Origin of the sequence: Schlesneria paludicola DSM 18645 (genome assembly GCF_000255655.1) — a bacterium.
GTDB lineage: Bacteria > Planctomycetota > Planctomycetia > Planctomycetales > Planctomycetaceae > Schlesneria > Schlesneria paludicola.
The window spans coordinates 971,122-988,700 of sequence record NZ_JH636435.1 but is presented as its reverse complement, the minus strand read 5'-3'; the positions used below and the strand labels follow the sequence as shown (position 1 = coordinate 988,700).

The 17,579-nt window shown below is 55.7% G+C and carries 13 protein-coding genes; 10 read left to right on the top strand and 3 right to left on the bottom strand.

Annotated elements, in window-relative coordinates; translation table 11 throughout:
- Nucleotides 1-139: 139 nt before the first annotated feature.
- Nucleotides 140-1,129: an SDR family oxidoreductase gene (locus tag OSO_RS0121580; RefSeq protein ID WP_050986243.1), complete on the bottom strand. Its 990-nt coding sequence runs from the start codon at nt 1,127-1,129 to the stop codon at nt 140-142.
- Between the two features lie 575 nt (nt 1,130-1,704).
- On the opposite strand from OSO_RS0121580, the gene OSO_RS0121570 reads away from it, so the two are divergent.
- From OSO_RS0121570 to OSO_RS0121525, 9 genes are all read left to right on the top strand, one after another.
- Nucleotides 1,705-3,762 (top strand): ABC transporter ATP-binding protein, encoded by a 2,058-nt coding sequence (locus tag OSO_RS0121570; protein ID WP_010585204.1) that lies wholly within the window; start codon nt 1,705-1,707, stop codon nt 3,760-3,762.
- Between the two features lie 98 nt (nt 3,763-3,860).
- Nucleotides 3,861-5,180 carry a BamB-related PQQ repeat family beta-propellar protein gene (locus OSO_RS0121565; RefSeq protein ID WP_010585203.1) on the top strand — a complete coding sequence of 440 codons (1,320 nt, stop codon included), beginning with the start codon at nt 3,861-3,863 and terminating at the stop codon, nt 5,178-5,180.
- A gap of 134 nt (nt 5,181-5,314) precedes the next feature.
- On the top strand, nt 5,315-5,896 hold the full coding sequence (locus tag OSO_RS0121560; protein ID WP_010585202.1) for a DUF447 domain-containing protein: 582 nt from the start codon (nt 5,315-5,317) through the stop codon (nt 5,894-5,896).
- A 262-nt stretch (nt 5,897-6,158) separates the two neighbouring features.
- A complete protein-coding gene (locus OSO_RS0121550) occupies nt 6,159-7,673 on the top strand; it encodes a PP2C family protein-serine/threonine phosphatase (protein WP_010585201.1) in 1,515 nt (504 codons plus the stop codon).
- 180 nt (nt 7,674-7,853) lie between these two features.
- On the top strand, nt 7,854-7,988 hold the full coding sequence (locus tag OSO_RS52285) for a hypothetical protein (protein WP_261340388.1): 135 nt from the start codon (nt 7,854-7,856) through the stop codon (nt 7,986-7,988).
- Nucleotides 7,985-8,641: a MotA/TolQ/ExbB proton channel family protein gene (locus tag OSO_RS0121540; protein ID WP_010585199.1), complete on the top strand. Its 657-nt coding sequence runs from the start codon at nt 7,985-7,987 to the stop codon at nt 8,639-8,641. Before OSO_RS52285 ends, OSO_RS0121540 begins: the two co-directional genes overlap by 4 nt.
- A gap of 123 nt (nt 8,642-8,764) precedes the next feature.
- Nucleotides 8,765-9,226: an ExbD/TolR family protein gene (locus tag OSO_RS0121535; protein ID WP_010585198.1), complete on the top strand. Its 462-nt coding sequence runs from the start codon at nt 8,765-8,767 to the stop codon at nt 9,224-9,226.
- 114 nt (nt 9,227-9,340) lie between these two features.
- A complete protein-coding gene (locus OSO_RS50875; protein WP_029247299.1) occupies nt 9,341-10,105 on the top strand; it encodes an ExbD/TolR family protein in 765 nt (254 codons plus the stop codon).
- Between the two features lie 110 nt (nt 10,106-10,215).
- Entirely contained in the window at nt 10,216-13,617 is a 3,402-nt protein-coding gene (locus OSO_RS0121525) for a BamB-related PQQ repeat family beta-propellar protein (protein WP_193378347.1), read from the top strand.
- Nucleotides 13,618-13,767: 150 nt separating this feature from the next.
- On the opposite strand, the gene OSO_RS0121520 is transcribed toward OSO_RS0121525, so the two are convergent.
- On the bottom strand, nt 13,768-15,003 hold the full coding sequence (locus OSO_RS0121520) for a radical SAM/SPASM domain-containing protein (RefSeq protein WP_010585195.1): 1,236 nt from the start codon (nt 15,001-15,003) through the stop codon (nt 13,768-13,770).
- 144 nt (nt 15,004-15,147) lie between these two features.
- On the bottom strand, nt 15,148-16,260 hold the full coding sequence (locus OSO_RS0121515; RefSeq protein WP_010585194.1) for a GTP-binding protein: 1,113 nt from the start codon (nt 16,258-16,260) through the stop codon (nt 15,148-15,150).
- Nucleotides 16,261-16,375: 115 nt separating this feature from the next.
- Between OSO_RS0121515 and OSO_RS44495 the strand changes: the two genes are divergently transcribed.
- Nucleotides 16,376-17,563 (top strand): DegT/DnrJ/EryC1/StrS family aminotransferase, encoded by a 1,188-nt coding sequence (locus tag OSO_RS44495; RefSeq protein ID WP_010585193.1) that lies wholly within the window; start codon nt 16,376-16,378, stop codon nt 17,561-17,563.
- Nucleotides 17,564-17,579 lie beyond the last annotated feature (16 nt).

The window sequence follows — 17,579 nt, the reverse complement described above, 5'->3', positions numbered from 1 at the left end:
GTTTCCTGATTCAATACGTTGCGGGCGGTCATTGCTGAACTCTGTACCGCAATCGAATGTCCACGCCTGTCTGACGCTTTTGTCGGTCGCCGTTGATTGCAGATCTGTGTTGATCCGCGAATTACGGCTCGGGTTCTGTTCAAATCGTAGTGGTGACGGCTTGCTTGGAAGCGGGGGCCGATTTCTTCTGGGCCTGATGTTGTTCAACGTACCAGTCGACGGTTTGAGCCAATCCGTCTTCGACCGACACCTGAACTCGATACCCAAGATCGCGTTCCGCTGCCGAGATGTCGGCCCACGAATGTTGGACGTCACCCACGCGGGCCGCTTCGAATCTTGGTGCAAACGTGACGTCAAGGCGTTCGCAGATCAGTCGAAGCAGACGGATCAAGTCCAAGGTTTGCCCACAAGCGGCGTTGTAGACGTGCCCGCTGACGCCTTTGGCGTGTGCCGCGCGCAAATTGGCCTCAACCACGTTTTCGACGAAGGTAAAATCCCGGGATTGGCTGCCGTCGCCGTAGATCGTGGGGCTGTCGCCGTTGAGCAGAGCGGCCACAAATCGAGGGATGACTGCCGAATAGGGGCTGTTTGGGTCTTGGCGGGGGCCAAAGACATTGAAGTATCGTAATCGGACTGTTTCCAGCCCATATGTCGAAGCAAACGCCTCGCAGTAGAGCTCTGCAGCCAGCTTGGCGGCGGCATAGGGGGACAGGACCTGAGGGACCTGCCCTTCATGCTTTGGCATGGTCTTCTGATTGCCATAGGCGCTGCTCGATCCCGCGTAAACGACGCGACGAACCCCGGCGCGACGAGCGGCATCCAGCAGGTTGATTGTCCCAGTGACGCAGGCATGGTGTGTGTCGAGCGGACGTTCGACTGAGCGTGGGACGGATGCAAGCGCCGCTTCGTGAAAAATGATCTCGACGTCTTTCACGGCCTGGGCGACTGCAAATCCATCGCAAAGGTCACCGCAATGAAACTCGACTCGATCGTCCAGATGAGCCAGATTCTGCAGCGATCCGGTCGAAAGGTTGTCCAGAACCCGCACCCGATGCCCGTCTTCGACAAGCCGGGTTGCGATGTGTGAACCAATAAATCCGGCGCCCCCGGTGACTAAATATGTTGTCACGAACGTCCTTCCTCGCAAGCGTTCGACGAACCCTCGGACGGGCAACGTCGGCACGAACATTTTCGGCGCAGATTACAACTCGACGCCTCGTCCTCGTTGAAACCTAGCATCGAAACCTGGTTCACGAGCGCTGCGGTATGGCATCAGCGGCACAACATCATGAAGAAAATTCGCCACAGACCCGATGCAATCGCTAGATATGATACAATCCGCACGCCATTCGGCGATTGGGAATCCGGTTGATTTGACTCGGAATATTCAGGTTCAATCTATGACAATCTGTCGTAGAAGTGAGGGGCTTGATTCCGACGCCAGAGTGTGTGGGCGTTCTCACTGCGTCATTTGTTCATAAGTGATTTGTATGTAATTGTTTGTGGAAATTTTATCAAGGTGGATGCGATCCCGCTTCACGTTCGGTCCCATTGCCAATTCAGGTGGTTCTGCGCAGCTTCTGCGGACAGCTTGTTCAAAATTCCCGTCTGGACGAACCAGTCGCTTTTCTCTGTAATACTCATGTACGCCTGATGGGCGAATGACTCGCCCGTGTTGAATTGCGATGCAGGGATGCCGCTTACGTGAAGACGTGGAGTCGATTGTGTTCGTTTGTTTGGCCGTACCGACGTAAGTTGGTGCTCTCGGTCGCATTCGGCATTTTGTCGGCATCTCTGTGGAGCGTCGAACTGCTGCTGACTTTTCCGATCACGGTGATGGTCGGCGAGCATCATACGCTCGCGAACTACGTGCAGTACGAAGTGACAGAGACTTCGAAAGCGATTGAATCGCGAACTGCAAAACTGGAACAGCTTGAGGCGAAGCTTGACCAGCTTCCTGAATTGGGGCAGCAGGAAGGGGCGCGGAGGCGTAGTGGCGAACGCGTTTCCGTAATCGACGCATTGCGTCAGCAACGAATTGAACTTGATGTCTACACGACGAAATTGTGGATGCTAAGTTGGGTTGAGTCGCGGATTGTCCGAAACCTGCCCTCAGATGAATTTCAACTTTTCGCGACACTCTTTGCGCTGATTCTGCTTGTGACGCTGGTTCGCGGCGGATTCGCTTATCTACAGGACGTGCTGGCGGGCAGTGTGGCCGAGATGGTCGTCATTGATCTGCGGCAGCAATTGTTCCGGACGGCCCTGAAACTCGACCCGCAGACGATTGCAATTGAGGGTTCGTCGGCCTGGCTCACAGATCTGACGTACACGCTGCAGAATTTGGCGAATGGGTTGACGGAGCTTGGCGGTCGCGTTGTGCGGGAACCCCTGAAGGCTGTCTCCTGCCTGGTCGCCCTGTTCTACCTGAACTGGAAGTTGAGTCTGGTCTTTTTTCTCTTCATGCCCGTGCTGGGAGTCTTGTTCCATTGGCTGGGGCAACAACTGAAGCGGGCTGCGAACCGCGTGATCGATAGCATGGGGCGATTGTACAAAGGTCTGGAAGAGACCTTTCACAATGCCAAAGCCGTCATTGTGTTCGATCAGGCCGGGCGTCACCGCCGTCGGTTTCATCGTGAGCACAAGATTTTCTATCAACAAGCAATGCAACTCGTTCGGATCGATGCCCTAAGCGGTCCGATCACCGAGATGTTAGCGATGCTTGCCGCGACGGCAGTGCTTCTGCCCGCCGCGTACCTGGTCTTGCGAGAAACCACGACGATTTGGGGAATCCCGCTGGCGGCGTCGCCGCCAAGGTTGCCTGAACTCGCGTTGTTTTATGCGCTGCTGGCGGGCGTACTTGAGCCACTGCGGAAGTTCTCGAAATTCTACACGGGCATTCGTCATTCGACTGCGATTGCCGAGCGGTTCTTCGCGCGGATGGACACGCCGTCTCTCGTGGCGAATCCGGTTGCGCCGCAGCTTCTGCCTGCCCTGCATCAAAAGATTGAGTTTCGCGACGTTCATTTTCGGTATGCCAGTGCTGCCAACGAGCAGCTTGACCGCGGGCCCGTTTTGAACGGAGTGAACTTGACGATCGATGCCGGTGAAACGATCGTGATCGTTGGCCCGAATGGATCGGGCAAGTCGACGCTGGTCAATCTGATTGCTCGATTCTGCGATCCGAATCAGGGCGACGTCCTGATGGATGGCGTCAATTTGAAGGACGTGCGGTTACGAGACGTTCGCGAACAGATGGCACTGGTCTCGCAAGACACACTACTGTTTGAAGGAACGATCTTCGAGAACATTCGTTATGGGCGACCTGATGCTTCGGACGATGATGTCCAGGAAGCGGCGCGGCGGGCTCATGTGCTCGAATTCGCCGAAACGATGCCGCAGGGGCTGCGGACGCCCGTCGGTGATCAGGGAAAACAGCTTTCCGGTGGGCAGCGGCAGCGAATCGCGTTGGCTCGAGCGATTTTGCGGGATTCGCGCATTCTGATCCTGGACGAGCCAACTTCGGCAATAGATGCGCAAAGCGAGCAGTTGATTTATTCTTCCTTGCGGGGATTTACCCGCGGACGGACCACGATTCTGATCACTCATTGCCTGACGCCAGTTTTAATGGAGTTCCTGTCAAGAATTGTCGTTCTTGATCACGGACGAGTCGTTGCCAGCGGCGAACATCAAGACCTGTTGCAGGCGTGTCCCATCTACCAACGGTTGTGGGCGGCTCAAACTCAACGAGCGGCGGCTTAAACCGTCTCCTGTCGACTTGTACTGATGTTCAAGAAGCAGGGCGGATCGGAAACATCGTGATAGCGAAGTGGGGAACAGTTCGAACGGTTACGGGCGCGATGATTCTAATCATCATGGCGGCCTGGCTCTACGCATCGCGCGATGGCGTACGCGAGATTCGGCACGCAGATCGCATTTCAAATTTTGCCCTGGCTGACGGACGTCCGGGTGCGGACGACTGGCCGTGCTGGCGCGGTCGCGATGGGCGGAACGTTGGACTGGTCCACGACGTGCCCTCACATTGGACTGCGGCGACGCAGGGCGGCTGGCAGATTGACCTTCCTGGTCGCGGTCACTCCACACCGACGGCATGGGGGGATCAGTTGTTTCTGCTAACTGCGGAAGCAGACCGGCAGCGTGTTTCGCTTAGAAGCTATGATCGGAACTCGGGCCGCGAACGTTGGTGGACCGAACTGCACCGCGGTGGCTTGCCGCAAGTGCATGAAAAAAACTCGCACGCCACGGCAACGCCGGCATGTGATGGTCAGTCGGTCTTCGTCGCGACTGTGGGACATGGTCGCCTTTGGGTGACGGCCGTTGATCTGGAAGGTCGACTTGTCTGGCAACGTGAAGCCGGATCGTACTGGACGAAGCTGGGGTATCGTTCGTCGCCGGTCCTGTACAAGTCGCTTGTGATTGTGTCCGCTGACCAGCGCAAGGGAAGTTATCTGACCGCGTTCCACCGGCAGACAGGTGAAATTGTCTGGCGCATCAAGCGGCCTGACGGAGAAAGCTTTGGTACGCCAATCGTCGGTGAAATCGCTGGTCGATCTCAATTGGTTCTGGGCGGCAAGGGGCTGATCATGAGCTATAACCCCGCGACGGGTGAAGAGCTTTGGCGATTTCAATGGGCTGCCGAACGGGTTGCGAATAGCATCGCCTTCAATGATCAGTGTGTGTTCGCCACAAGCCGATTGCCGCTGGGCGAAGTGGTTTGCATCCAGGCGGACGGAACAGGTGACGTCACCAAATCACATTTAACCTGGCGTCAGGTCAAAATCGGTAGCGAGATTCCTTCACCGGTTTGCCATGAAAACCTTCTGTACGTTTTGTCAGACGATGGCCAGTTGACGTGCTTGGATTCGCTTTCGGGAAAAATTGAATGGCGCAAGCGATTACAGGGAAGTTATTCGGCATCGCCGATCGTGGCGGGCCGCCAGTTGATCTGCGGGAATGAAACAGGTTTGAGCTACATCATCCAGACGGGGGTGCAGTTCGATGCAATTTCCGAAAACCGATTGCCGGAAGGGATTATGGCTTCGCCGATTGTTTGCGGACGATCGGTCTATTTGCGGACGACAAGTCAATTGTTCAAATTCGCGGATTCGGCAAACGAGCCGATTGTCGAAAAGCCGGACTCTCGCAAACGTCGCCTCTGAGTCGCGGAAGTTCTCGCTGGTCGCAAGAAACGCGTTCAGACTGTAATCTGCATGATCAGAAAGAACGCGTTTGTTATGTAGCCACAAACGCACTGACCGCTTTCTTCGTGCCTCCGCTTAGAGTCTTAAACGCGATGATTATCGAGGGTCTTGTTACGTCTCTGAATGAACTCAACGAAGTCAATGTTGCACCGATGGGGCCGATCGTTGATGAATCGATGATGTCATTGACGCTTCGCCCCTTTCGGTCATCGACGACGTATCGCAACCTCAAGCAACGGCCTTGTGGCGTCTTTCATGTCGTCGATGACGTTTTGCTGATCGCGCAGGCGGCGCTGGATCGATTGGAGCACGATCCCTCGACGTTCGCCGCCACACGAATCGATGGCCGCGTTCTGTCGGACTGCTGCCGGTGGTACGAATTTGAGATCACCCGAATCGAGGATACCACGGATCGAACATCGCTGACGGCCCAGGTTCTGAACGTGGGCCGTGTTCGAGATGTCTTTGGTTTCAATCGCGCCAAGCACGCTGTGCTTGAAGCCACAATTCTGGCGACGCGACTGCATCTCGTCTCCGAGGCTGAAATTCGCACGCAATTGGCGGCGCTGGCCGTTCCTGTCGAGAAAACGGCAGGGCCGCGCGAGCACGCGGCGTATCAGCTTGTGCGAAACTACGTCGATGAGTGGTACCGCAATCATCCTGCGTCGCCTTGACGGAGGAAGGACAATTGCTGGAATGCAATCGGCGATGGGACTGAGAGCTGGCCGTTCGCCGCGATCAAGTCCAGCGAGGATCTCGGCCCGCAAAAAAACTGAACCGATCAAGATTGTCTGATGGAACGCTGCCGTCCAGTTGCCAATTCTGGTATGGTCAGGTCATCCGTTTCATTTCAATTCATTTGAATCGATCGATTCTTTCGCCACTTCATTTTCTTTTCGCTGACGCACCGTCGCGTCCATTCTCGATGGACGAACCATGAACACTGTCGCCAACTCGAATGTGGAATCAGGGGCCGCATCGCTGATCGAAGCGTTGCTTGACCACACGTCGTCTGTGATCTACGTCAAGGATACGCAGTACAAGTACATGCTCATCAATCGGCAGTTCGAGGCGCTATTTCATATCAGTCGCCAGAAAATCCTGGGGCTGAATGACTTTGAAGTGTTTCCCAAGGAACTGGCCGAGGTTTTCCGGATGAACGATCGTCTCGTGCTGGAATCCGGTGAGTCGCGGCAGTGTGAAGAGGTCACGCTTCAAGATGATGGCTATCATCGCTATTTCTCGTTGAAGTTCCCGTTGCGTGACGATGCAGGAATCATCTACGCGGTTGCCGGGATTTCTTCCGACATCACCGACCGGATTCGCGATCAGCGTGAAATTGCCTCGCTACAGCATCGCCAGCATCTAATTCTGGATACGGTCGAGGATGGGATTTGTGGACTCGATCCGGCAGGAAGGATTCTGTTTCTAAATCCCTCTGCCGAGCGGATGCTTCAATGGACGACATCCGATTTGTATGGACAGTGTCATTCTCGAATCGTCAGCAACCGGATTCAGTTTGATGGCTTAAATCAACAGTCGTCATCTGACGCCGCGAAGGGGATTCCCAGCCGGAAACTGACTCCAGTCCACACCGCGACGTTTCGGCGTCGCGACGGATCAGAAGTTCCCGTCGAATATACGATCGCAGTAACCCGCGACCATGAGGCAATTATCGGAGCGGTAATCACCTTCCGCGATACGACAGATCGCCTGAAGCAGATGGAAATGGATCAAGAGCTGCAAACGGCTCGACGGATTCAGATGTCGCTGAATCCCAGGCAATTGCCGAAAGTTCCTGGTTTCGATTTCGCCGCGCTTTCGATTTCGTGTTCAAGGGCCTGTGGTGACTACTATGATTTCATACCGTGGGGAGATCATCGTTTGGCGATCGCCGTTGGAGATGTCAGTGGGCACGGACTCGGGGCGGCGCTGGAAATGGTTGAAACGCGAGCAATTCTCCGAACCTTGATGCTCAGTGAGACGGATCCCGTCTGCTGTCTGACGAAGTTGAATGAAATCCTGACAGACGATCTGCCGGACGACATGTTTGTCACCCTTTTTCTGGGGGCTTTGAACTTCCACGATCGGTCGTTGAGCTACGCGGCCGCGGGGCACGAAGCGCTGATCGTTGACGCGAATGGCATCGGCTCACGGCTCGAGAGCACTGGCACGGCATTGGGGTGGAACCGCACCGCAAGTTTTTCGAATGCCGGAACACGCCCTTTGGTTGCGGGCGATGTCCTGTTAATTGCGACCGATGGAATCGCTGAATCGATCTCTCCCCGGCGAGAACTCTTTGGCCGCAGTCGGTTGGTCGAGCTAATTCGACAGCATCGGTTGCGATCGTCTGCCGAAATCCTGGATGCCCTGTATGTGGCTGTCGAGTCGTTTCGTGCGCATGTTTCGCAACGAGACGACATCACCGCTGTCGTGATCAAGGTTGAATAATCTCAGGTCATTCCGGCGGCTTGGTACGAAAAAATGTGCGATTCTGATCGCATTCGATGTTGAAAATGCGACGAGTTGGCGTTTCATGACGTTGATCGCCTGCTGGCCCGAACGGCCGCAGGTGCGGACAATTCGACTCGTCGAGACATGTGCCGCTCATCAGGCGAAGGAAAATGGCGGGTGAATACGAATCCACGGCATTCGGAAGTGTTTCGACAGTATCACCAAGGTGATATGCTCGCAGCGGCTCGCACCGCAACTGGCTCACGGCGGCAGGGCTGCACCTGGATGTACTGGCTGGAGAAGTCTGCATGAGTATTAACGCCCTCGTCGATTTGATGAGCAACCTGATCTATCCGATGCAGGGGATCGCCGCCATCTATGGAATGTTTCTGGTGATTCTGATTTATCGTCGGATCGGGCAGAAACAGTTCCGTTCGCAGTCGGCGGCGGACGAGTTCCTGAATCAAATCAGCGAGAAGCTGCAGTCGCGGCAGTTCAACGATGTCGTTGCCCTTTGTGATTCGCCTCCCTACTGGTCGAAGGCGGTTCCGCAACTCATTCTGATTGCGATGGCAAATCGACATTGGCCCATGAACAAGTTGCGACAGTTGCTCAGCGAAACCTTCGAACGCGAAGTGCTGGCCGAGATGGACTATCAGATGTCGTGGGTGAACACCGTGGTCAAGACGGCGCCGATGCTCGGGTTGCAGGGAACGGTGTTGGGGATGATTGCCGCTTTCGGCAAGATCGCGGAAAAGCAAGCTTCGGGTGTGAACCCCTCCTCGCTGGCCAACGACATCAGCTTCGCGTTGATTACCACGGCCGTCGGACTGATGATCGCGATTCCTCTCGTGATGTGCATGGCCTCAATGCAGGTTCGAATCGGACGATTGACCGACAGCGTCCAACACCAGATTGGCCGCTTCCTCGATCAACTTGAACAAGCCGTGGCGAAACGCAAATAAAGCATGCGAAACGGGAGGGATCGTCCCGGATCGCCGCATGGTTCGGTGGGAACTTAAGTCAGTACCAATGGGGCGCTCGCACGAAATTGACGTTCCGGTTAGCGTGAGCGTGAAAGAACAAGCATGGCACGACGGGGGCTCTTTTCCGATGCAGGCAGCTTCGGCGGCGGACGGAAAGTCGCCGACGGCGAAATGGATATCACGCCGATGATCGATGTGACATTCCTGCTGCTGATCTTCTTCATGGTCGCTTCCACAATGCAGGGAACTCCCGACGTTGACGTTCCACCAGCACAGCACAGCATTGGTGTGGATTCGGCCAGCGCGACCGTCGTGACCATTCTGGCTCCCAAAAATTCGGCCGATTCCCCACATATCGTAATGGGCGACGGCGCAGGCGAAGAAGCGGATCTGGCGGACGTCCGTCGTTACGTGGAAGAGAGCGTGCGTGATCGGAAAAACCGCATCGTGCTCAAAGCGGAAGGCGATGTCTCACACGGTCTGGTCGATGAGGTGTCGCAGGCAATCAAATCGGTCGATGGAGCGGAATTGTTCATGGGAGTCGGAGACAAACCAAAAGAATAGATCCACAACGCAAACCGAGCCCGCCACCACCGACGGGCGAGTACGAACGACGACTTCCGCAGACGACGAGAGACTATGCCGATTCGATTTCGATGTCCGTCATGTGAAGCCCTGATGGCGATTTCCCGCCGTGAGGCGGGGCACCTCGTCGAATGTCCCAAGTGCGGCAACGAAATCACCGTCCCCTTTCAGGATTTCCCCACGCCAACCGCCGATCCGCGGCCCAAGGTGGAACCGTCCATCGAAGAAGATGGGGTGGAGCCAAACGCTGAAATCTTCGAAGAGGTCACACAACCGCCCGAGGGGAATGCACAAAATGAGCCCAACGTCCTGACTGGGGGCGAATCCGAAGAAGGCGAAGCGACAGACGAACGGTTCGCGGATGCCGACGAAGCGCCATTTGTACCCGCAGAAATTGGAAACGACGACGATTCGGAAGGACCGCTCACATTCAAACGCAAACCGATGATCGCAGATGATATGGATCTGACGCCGATGGTCGACGTGACCTTTCAGTTGCTGATTTTCTTTATGGTGTCGGCGTCGTTCAGTTTGCAGAAAAGCATCGAGGTTCCCACGCCCGATCCCGATCAAAAAGGAGCGACGCAACAGGTCAAAACACTGGAAGATCTCCAGGGGACTTCGATCCTGGTCAAAATCGATGCCAGCAACGGCATCTGGATCGATGACGAGCCGCTGTCGGATGTCAGCCGACTTGCCGAGACTCTTCGGGATAAAATGCGTCGAGAACAAAAAACGGAGTTGCTCGTCTCGGCCAGTTCTCAATCACTTCATCGCACGGTGATTGCCGTCATTGATGCTGCCAATGAAATTGGAGTGCAGAAAATCCGCATGTCGTCCCAAAAGAAGGCTGATTGAATTGATCATCACTTTGTCCTTCGCCTTGGTGGTCACCACTTTCTGATTTAAAGAACGCAATGGCTCATCTCACGCTTCGACATGCTGACGGAAACACGGAAACTCGAGAATTGTCTCGAACGCAACCGACCAGCATTGGCCGCCAGCAATTCAACGACATTTGCATCCCTGAACGCGAGGTGCTTCCCCTCCATTGCCGTATCGGCTGGAACAAATCGCAATTTGAAGTCACTGCAGCAACTTCAGATGGTGTTGAGGTCAACGGCACGACTGTGGTGCAGGCAGGGCTGCGATCGGGAGACGTCATTCGGATCGGTACCGTCGACCTGCTGTTTGATGCCTCTCCGGCCGATGCTGGACACTCGAAAGACGCCTCGCCACCACGACCGAAGAAGGTCAGCGCGAAGAAGGCGGAGCCTGCTGAACCGAATGTCGATGACATGTCGCTGTTTGATGGGAAGGTCATGACGGAGTCTCAGGCCGTCATGGAAGCCATGTTCAATGACGACGAGGATGAACAAGACGATGTGTTTGCTGGTGATCTGAGCCATGCCTCTTTCGAAAGGAAGAAGTATGGCAAAGTGGAGTCGACGACCGGGGGACGAAGGCCGGTTCGGCCGGGTGAACAGGAAGTCCTCAAATCGCCGCTCGTGCTGGGGCTATCGGGGGGCGCACTGGTCCTGCTGCTTGTGACCGGGATCTTCTGGTTCTTGATCAATCGCGAGCAATCCAATCGGCTATACGACCGCGCCCTGAGCGAAATGAACGGCGGGCAGTATGCGCAGTCGATATCCTCGTTTGAACGTTTTCTCGCACAATATCCGAATCATGGTTTACATCGTCATGCGGTGCGAGGCCTGACCCGGGCCATGATTCAGAAAGACATTTCGGGCGCAGCTCCCGCGTGGAAGCCGGGGCTGGAAAAACTGAATGGGTTGATCAAGGTCCATCGGAACGAGTCCGATTTTTCGGACTTGCATTCGGCGATCTTTCAATATGCCGAACAGATTTCGATGGGGGCGGCAAAATCTGCGGAGACGGCTCGTGATCCCGAGATGCTGGTCGTCTCGAAAGAGGCGCAGAATCTGCTCGAACGCTACGCCGATCCCGCAACGCCTCCAGTGGGGACCGTGGCGCGTATCAACGACCAGCGGCTGAAGGCCGATCGTGCGATCGAAAAGCAGCAAGCGTTCGATCTGGCGATGAAGACCGTCGATGACGCTCTTGCGAAACGCGAACCGATGCGAGCCCTGGCGGAAGCCGATCGACTGGTCAAATTGTTTCCCGAGTTCCTGCAGTCAAAACGCGTCAAAGATACGCAACTAAAGTCATTGGATCTTGAACGGTCCGTCGTCGCGGTCGACGATACAGAACGACGTGCCGAATCGTCTGACGGTCCCGCACCGCCCCACGAGCCGGTTGTTGGACTTTTGCATCTTCGGTCTCGTACCGATGAATCGTCGCAAGGGCGAGTCGTTTTCGCGATCGCGAAGGACTCGTGCTATGCGATTGATACGGTAACGGGCGAACTTGTGTGGCGTCGCGTTGTCGGAATCAATTCCCCCTTCTTTCCGGTTCTGACGTCGGCAGCGCAGTCATCTGTCGTGTTGTTTGATACGCGCACACAGTCGATTCTGGCGTGCGAGTTGGCGACAGGAAATCTGATCTGGCGCCAACCATTGAACTCTCGCGCGATCGGGGCTCCCCTGCAGCACGAAGGACAACTGTACCTGGCTCTCGCGGACCAGTCGCTCGTGCGGATTGACGTCGATACAGGACGATTGTCCGCCACCGTTCACTTTTCGCAGAATCTGGCATCGACCCCTGCACTGTCTCGCGATGGCGAGTTTCTGCTGGTTCCCGGCGAGAAGGCGATGATCTACACGTTGTCGCTGAAATCGACCTCGGCACAACCAACATTATCCGCGATCGCGACGACGTTTACCGATCATGCGGCTGGCTCCATTTCCGCACCGCCGCTCTCGATGGGGCAACTGTTGCTCCTCTGCGAAAATGATCAGGTAGATAGTGCCAGGCTGCGACTTTGGGACGCGGGTAAGCCCGGCCAGTCGCTCGTGGAACTGGCTTCGACCCGTGTCACGGGACAGGTTCGCGATACCCCGGTACTCCGCGGCAATCAATTGGTTGTTCCGTCGTCGGGTGAACAGTTTGCTGCGTTCGCAGTGTCTGACGAAGCGGGGCATGCGGGGATCTCGCCGATTGGGCAGTACCGTGCCGATCAAGCCAACGTTCGTGAACGCATCAATGCGCCACTGTTCGTCGCGTTGGGGGCGGACGGGCAGTTCTGGTCGGCAGGGTCGGCGTTCCGGCATTTTGAAATTGTCAGTGACAGCATCCGAATGGACTCGAACTCAACGGCGCCGGGCATCGCGTCGCAACCGTTGCAGCTTGTCGGCGACAATTTTTTCGTGGGGCGGAAGTCTCGTTATAGTGACGCGGTCACATTCTCGCCCGTCGAACGCGAGAAGCTGGTCAACCCCTGGCGCTGCATCGTTGGTGACGCACCCCTGGAGGTCGGTCCGACTCGCGATGACGGGATCGCCTGGGTTGGAGAGAGCGGAACGGTCTATTCTCTCAGTAAAAACCGCGTCATGAATGGTGGCGTCGATCTGAAGGCAGGCGTTGATCTCGAGCTTCCGGCGAACATCACAAAGCCAATTCGAGCAACGTTACTTGATGATCAACGTCTGGTGCTGGCGGCAGGCGGGGACACAAATCGACTATTCGTTCTGAACAACGCTGGGCAGATTTCAAGCCAGTACCCGCTCAATGACATGCCCGCGACCGATCCCGTCCTGCTCGACGATGGCTTGGTTCTGCCGCTATCTGGGCGATTGGCACTGCTGTCATTGACGTCAGCCAAGAAGAAAGTCCAGGAGTATCACGTTCCCGTTGGCGATGGACAGGACCACAAGTGGGCACATTTGGTTCGTGTCGATGGACGAGAACTGATTGCCTGTGACGCGGTCGGCAGAATCATCCGGATTCAACTGCGTCAGGCAGACGTTCCACATCTGGCAGAAGTCGCCAAGCTGCAATTGGAACATCCGATCGACGTTCGCCCAATCGTTCGTGGTGAGTCACTGTATGTTGCCGACGCCAGCGGTGTCTGCCGACAATTGAATGTGCACTCTTTCGACACCGACGGGCAATCCCGTCTTGAGGCGCCGGTGAAGAACCTTTGGCTTCCCGGCGACAATCTGGTTGTTCACGCTGGCGATGGGCTGCTGCATTGCTTGAGTGAGGGGAAGAACTTACCGGAAAAATGGAATTACAATCTGGGGCCGGAACAACCGACGGGCCCGATTCTACTGCGCGATGACACGCTCTGGGTCGCATGCCGAAGTGGTGTTGTACTTGTCCTCAATTCGCAGACGGGCGAAGAACTTAAGCGGATTGTCCTGCCGCAATCGCTTTCCTTGGGACTGCGACAGGTAAACAACACGCTATTGGCAATCGCATCCGATGCCACCATCTACCGGCTGGAATAAAGTGCATTCCGCCGAGCACTTCTTCTGGAAATCAACTGTTGCGCACAGATGATCTCTTCAGTTCTTGATGCCTCAAGTCAGTGACGGTTCTCAAGGAAGCGACGGCGCGTTCGATCAGCCGACTCGCGCCAGAAAAACGGCCGTTTCAGATCAGACCGACGCGGACTGCTGGGCGGCAGTCGCGGCATCAAGCGACTTATAGGCACCGAAGTCATTGAACCAGAATCGCTTGGCGAATCGATAAACCCAGCTGCGCTCTGGAATCTCTTGCCCAGGGCCGTACTGAGATGGTCGTGAATCCATCTTGGTCAGTTCGGCGAGTGCCGACTTCCGCGCTGTCTGGTCGCCTGCCTCATGGCTGACGACCAATTGCCGTAGCAAGTCCGGGCGTTCAAGCACAATGCAGCCGCGCGTGGCGGATGCTGCAACCTGTCGGAAATCACGTAAGAATTCGGATTTTCCAATCACGTCTTTAATGTGACGTGTGTCGTGAATCGAGTCTTTGGCGAATTGGATAATCGGGCAGGGTTCGATTCCACCCCAGGGGTTGATGTGATGAGTCAGTCCAGATGCCGCGGGACAAAGAGCCTTCCCTTCCCCGTCGTAATAGGCGTCGATAATTCCGATTGGTTTGCGCACACGCATATCGACGACAAATCGGCGAATACGCAGTTGCTGCTCTCGGCTCAGTGAAAGTTCTGGCTGTGGATTCGGGCCCATGGGGCGATAGACATGGAACCAGGAGTACATCACGCCCATTTCGATCAGGCGATCCAGCCATTTTTCGTTGACCAGATCGTCAAGGTTCGTCTGGCAAACGCTGGTACAGACTCCTGTAATCACCTTGTGCTCCAGGCAATTCTTCAGGCCTTCCATCGTTTTCGACAGCACTTCCGGACGACCGCGTCGTTCATCGCTGACAATTTCGGTCCCCTCGACACTGATCAGGGGGGTGACGTTGCCAAGTCGTCGCAGTTCGGCAGCGACTTCAGGCGTAATGAAATGCCCGTTTGTGAAGACTTGGAAATAACAATCGGGATGCGCGGCCAGGATCTCTAGCAAGTGCGGATGCATGAACGGCTCGCCGCCCACGATTCCGAAGAAGTAATTCCCAGCTTCCTTGGCTTCATTCAGCAGCCGATTCATCGCCGGGACATCAATAATCTGTTGTTTGGCCGAGACATCGACCCAGCAGCCCTGACATCGCAAGTTGCAGCTATTGATGACCGAGATGTAGATGAACGGCGGGAAAAACTCGCCCCGTTTCATCCGCCGTTTGAACCGCTGAACGGACATCATTCCCTTGAAACCAAAGTTGTATGCGAGCTTCCACAGCAAACGCTTATCGGTTTCCAGCAGGAGACGACGGGCCATACGCAGATACATGGGGCACTGATCCTGATTAGCAGATTCCAGCGATGCGATGTCGGATTTCGCTGAATGGAATTCTCTTTCCGCTTTGGACAGCGAACACCTCGTTTCAATGCCCAAGGCAGCACAAGGCGAACACGATCTTTCACGGACAACTGATTATACGCTTCCCGCACGACTCATGCGATGGGTTGGCTGGGGCCGGCCAGGTCGAAACATTTGTGCTCCGCCGAATTGGGCCGTTGCGGCATAGGTCGAACAGACCTGTCGGATCGTCTCGTCTGCCAGTTCGCCCAGCAGACCCGGGTCACATGCCACCCGGGCATTCACGACCAGTTCCACGGTTCGGGTCGTGGCGTGAGACGGCAATGACAGTTCCGGCGGCAAATCGCGACTGACCAGATTTGCCACACCGAATGCCGCCGGACTTAAGCCGATCAGTTTCAGATGAGCGACTTCGAGCCCCGCTTCCACCAGCCGTTGCTTCAACACACCAATCAATTCGAGCAGCAGTTTGTCCAAAGGAAATTCCGTCGTTGATGAGATCTGGACATTGCTGTTCAACCAGCCAAGTTCGGCTTCGCCCTCAGCGTAAATGTCGTAGTCAATGTCCAGAATTCGTCGACCGAAATCGCCGACCTGGTCCAGGAACTCAAAATAGGCGTCAAACCCCTGCCCCGTTTTGGCAGAAATCGAGAGGCGCGGCGTATGCGGATACTGCTGATCCAGCAGTGTATGCAGTTCTGCGAGTTCTGCTGCGGATAGTTCATCGACGCGATTGATCAAAATAAGGTCTGCTTCTTCCAACTGCTTCTGTAGAATGTAGGCGGCCTTGGGCGAGAATCCCGTTCCTGGTTCGTTCTTGAGAATCTTTCGTCCCTGGCTCGGTTTCAAAATGACTCCGTAAGGCGCGATTTGAAACCTGGCCTTGTAGAGCTGCTTCAGCGGTTGGATGACCGTCGCGACAAGGTCGGTGCAGCTTCCGACCGGTTCGGCCAATATCACATCGGGCGCCTGCCCTTTTCCGATGGAGTCGATCGTCGAGATCAAATCGTCAAATCGACAGCAAAAACAGGCTCCAGCAACTTCGCCAACTTCAAATCCTTGCGACCGCAATGATTTCGTGTCGACCAGATCCGCAGCCTGATCGTTCGTGACAATGCCGACCGTTAGACCCTGAGACGTATATTGCTTCGCGAGACGCGCGAGCGTGGTTGTTTTGCCGGCACCCAGGAATCCACCGACCATCACAAATCGTATATTCTTCGACATTGGGCATTTCCGATGAAGGAAGTCAATTGACGCTCGCGCGTGAGCCAGAGGATAGTAGACATCGCAATCGATTCTGCAACAAGCATCGCAATGAAATCGGGATGACGATATCGGCATGAACCTGAGTGACTTGCACCGTCCGGCAATCCTTGGCGGCAAGGCCGTTTTTCCGCAGGGGGCGCCCACATGGCCGCGTAGTGATCAGGCTCTTCGTACCGTGTTCGAAGAGCTGTTCATGTCTGGGAATTGGGGCCGATATCACGGGCCGCATGTGCCGGAGCTGGTGCGGCAGTTGGCCGATGATCACGGTGTTGAGCATGTTCTCCTGTGCAGCAGTGGCACCTCGGCGGTCGAATTGGCGTTGCGCGGCGCGGGTGTTGGGCCGGGTGACGAAGTCATCATGGCCGCTTACGACTTTAAAGCGAACTTTCAGAATGTGCTGTGCCTGGGAGCCGTTCCCGTTCTGATCGATCTGCATCCGGTCACCTGGCAGATCGACCCTACGAGAATTGCCGCAGCCGTTTCACCACGTACGCGCGCGATTCTTGTGTCGCACTTGCATGGTGGTGTCGTCGAAATGGCAGAGGTCTGCCGACACGCCGCGGCACAGAGCATCCCAGTCGTCGAGGACGCGTGTCAGAATCCTGGTGCGATTGTCTTTGGCCGCAAGGCGGGAACCTGGGGGGATGTCGGTGTGCACAGTTTTGGGGGAAGTAAGCTGCTGACGGCGGGACGCGGCGGGGCCTTGTTGAGCCGCCGCGCTGACATTGCCGAACGTATTAAACGTTACACGCAGCGAGGGAACGACGCGTACCCACTCTCTGAAATGCAGGCTGCAGTCTTGTTGCCGCAACTGCAGCAACTCGGTCGCCTCAACACGCAGCGACGCATCTTCGTGGCAAAACTGGCCAGTCTGCTGAAGGATGTTCCGGGACTCGAACTCCTACAAGTGCCCGCCGATGCGATCGAGCCAGCGTACTACAAGGTGGGCTTTCGGTATGAGTCCCGTGATTTCCAAGGAATGAATCGAAATCAATTCGCTGCTGCAATGCGTGCGGAAGGAATTGCACTCGATCCAGGATTTCGCGGACTCCACCTCATTCATGCTTCACGACGCTTTCGTCGAGCGGATGAACTAAACGAGGCGACGCGCGCGGATGCAGGAATGCTGACGCTCCATCATCCGGTTCTACTCGCCGAACTTTCGGCCGTAGATTCAATCGTCGCCGCCGTCACCAAAATTCGCCAATTCGCGGGGGAGATTGCAGCGGCAGTTCAGGTTGACAGTCCCCAAGAATCTTGATTGTTGCGCGGGACAT

Excerpts from the sequence above, each read along its gene's own strand:
- OSO_RS0121535 (WP_010585198.1), top strand. The coding sequence starts at position 8,765 with ATGGCACGACGGGGGCTCTTTTCCGATGCAGGCAGCTTCGGCGGCGGA.
- OSO_RS0121565 (WP_010585203.1), top strand. The coding sequence starts at position 3,861 with ATGATTCTAATCATCATGGCGGCCTGGCTCTACGCATCGCGCGATGGC.
- OSO_RS0121550 (WP_010585201.1), top strand. The coding sequence starts at position 6,159 with ATGAACACTGTCGCCAACTCGAATGTGGAATCAGGGGCCGCATCGCTG.
- OSO_RS0121520 (WP_010585195.1), bottom strand. The coding sequence starts at position 15,003 with ATGTATCTGCGTATGGCCCGTCGTCTCCTGCTGGAAACCGATAAGCGT.
- OSO_RS44495 (WP_010585193.1), top strand. The coding sequence starts at position 16,376 with ATGAACCTGAGTGACTTGCACCGTCCGGCAATCCTTGGCGGCAAGGCC.
- OSO_RS50875 (WP_029247299.1), top strand. The coding sequence starts at position 9,341 with ATGGCGATTTCCCGCCGTGAGGCGGGGCACCTCGTCGAATGTCCCAAG.
- OSO_RS0121560 (WP_010585202.1), top strand. The coding sequence starts at position 5,315 with ATGATTATCGAGGGTCTTGTTACGTCTCTGAATGAACTCAACGAAGTC.
- OSO_RS0121540 (WP_010585199.1), top strand. The coding sequence starts at position 7,985 with ATGAGTATTAACGCCCTCGTCGATTTGATGAGCAACCTGATCTATCCG.
- OSO_RS0121515 (WP_010585194.1), bottom strand. The coding sequence starts at position 16,260 with ATGTCGAAGAATATACGATTTGTGATGGTCGGTGGATTCCTGGGTGCC.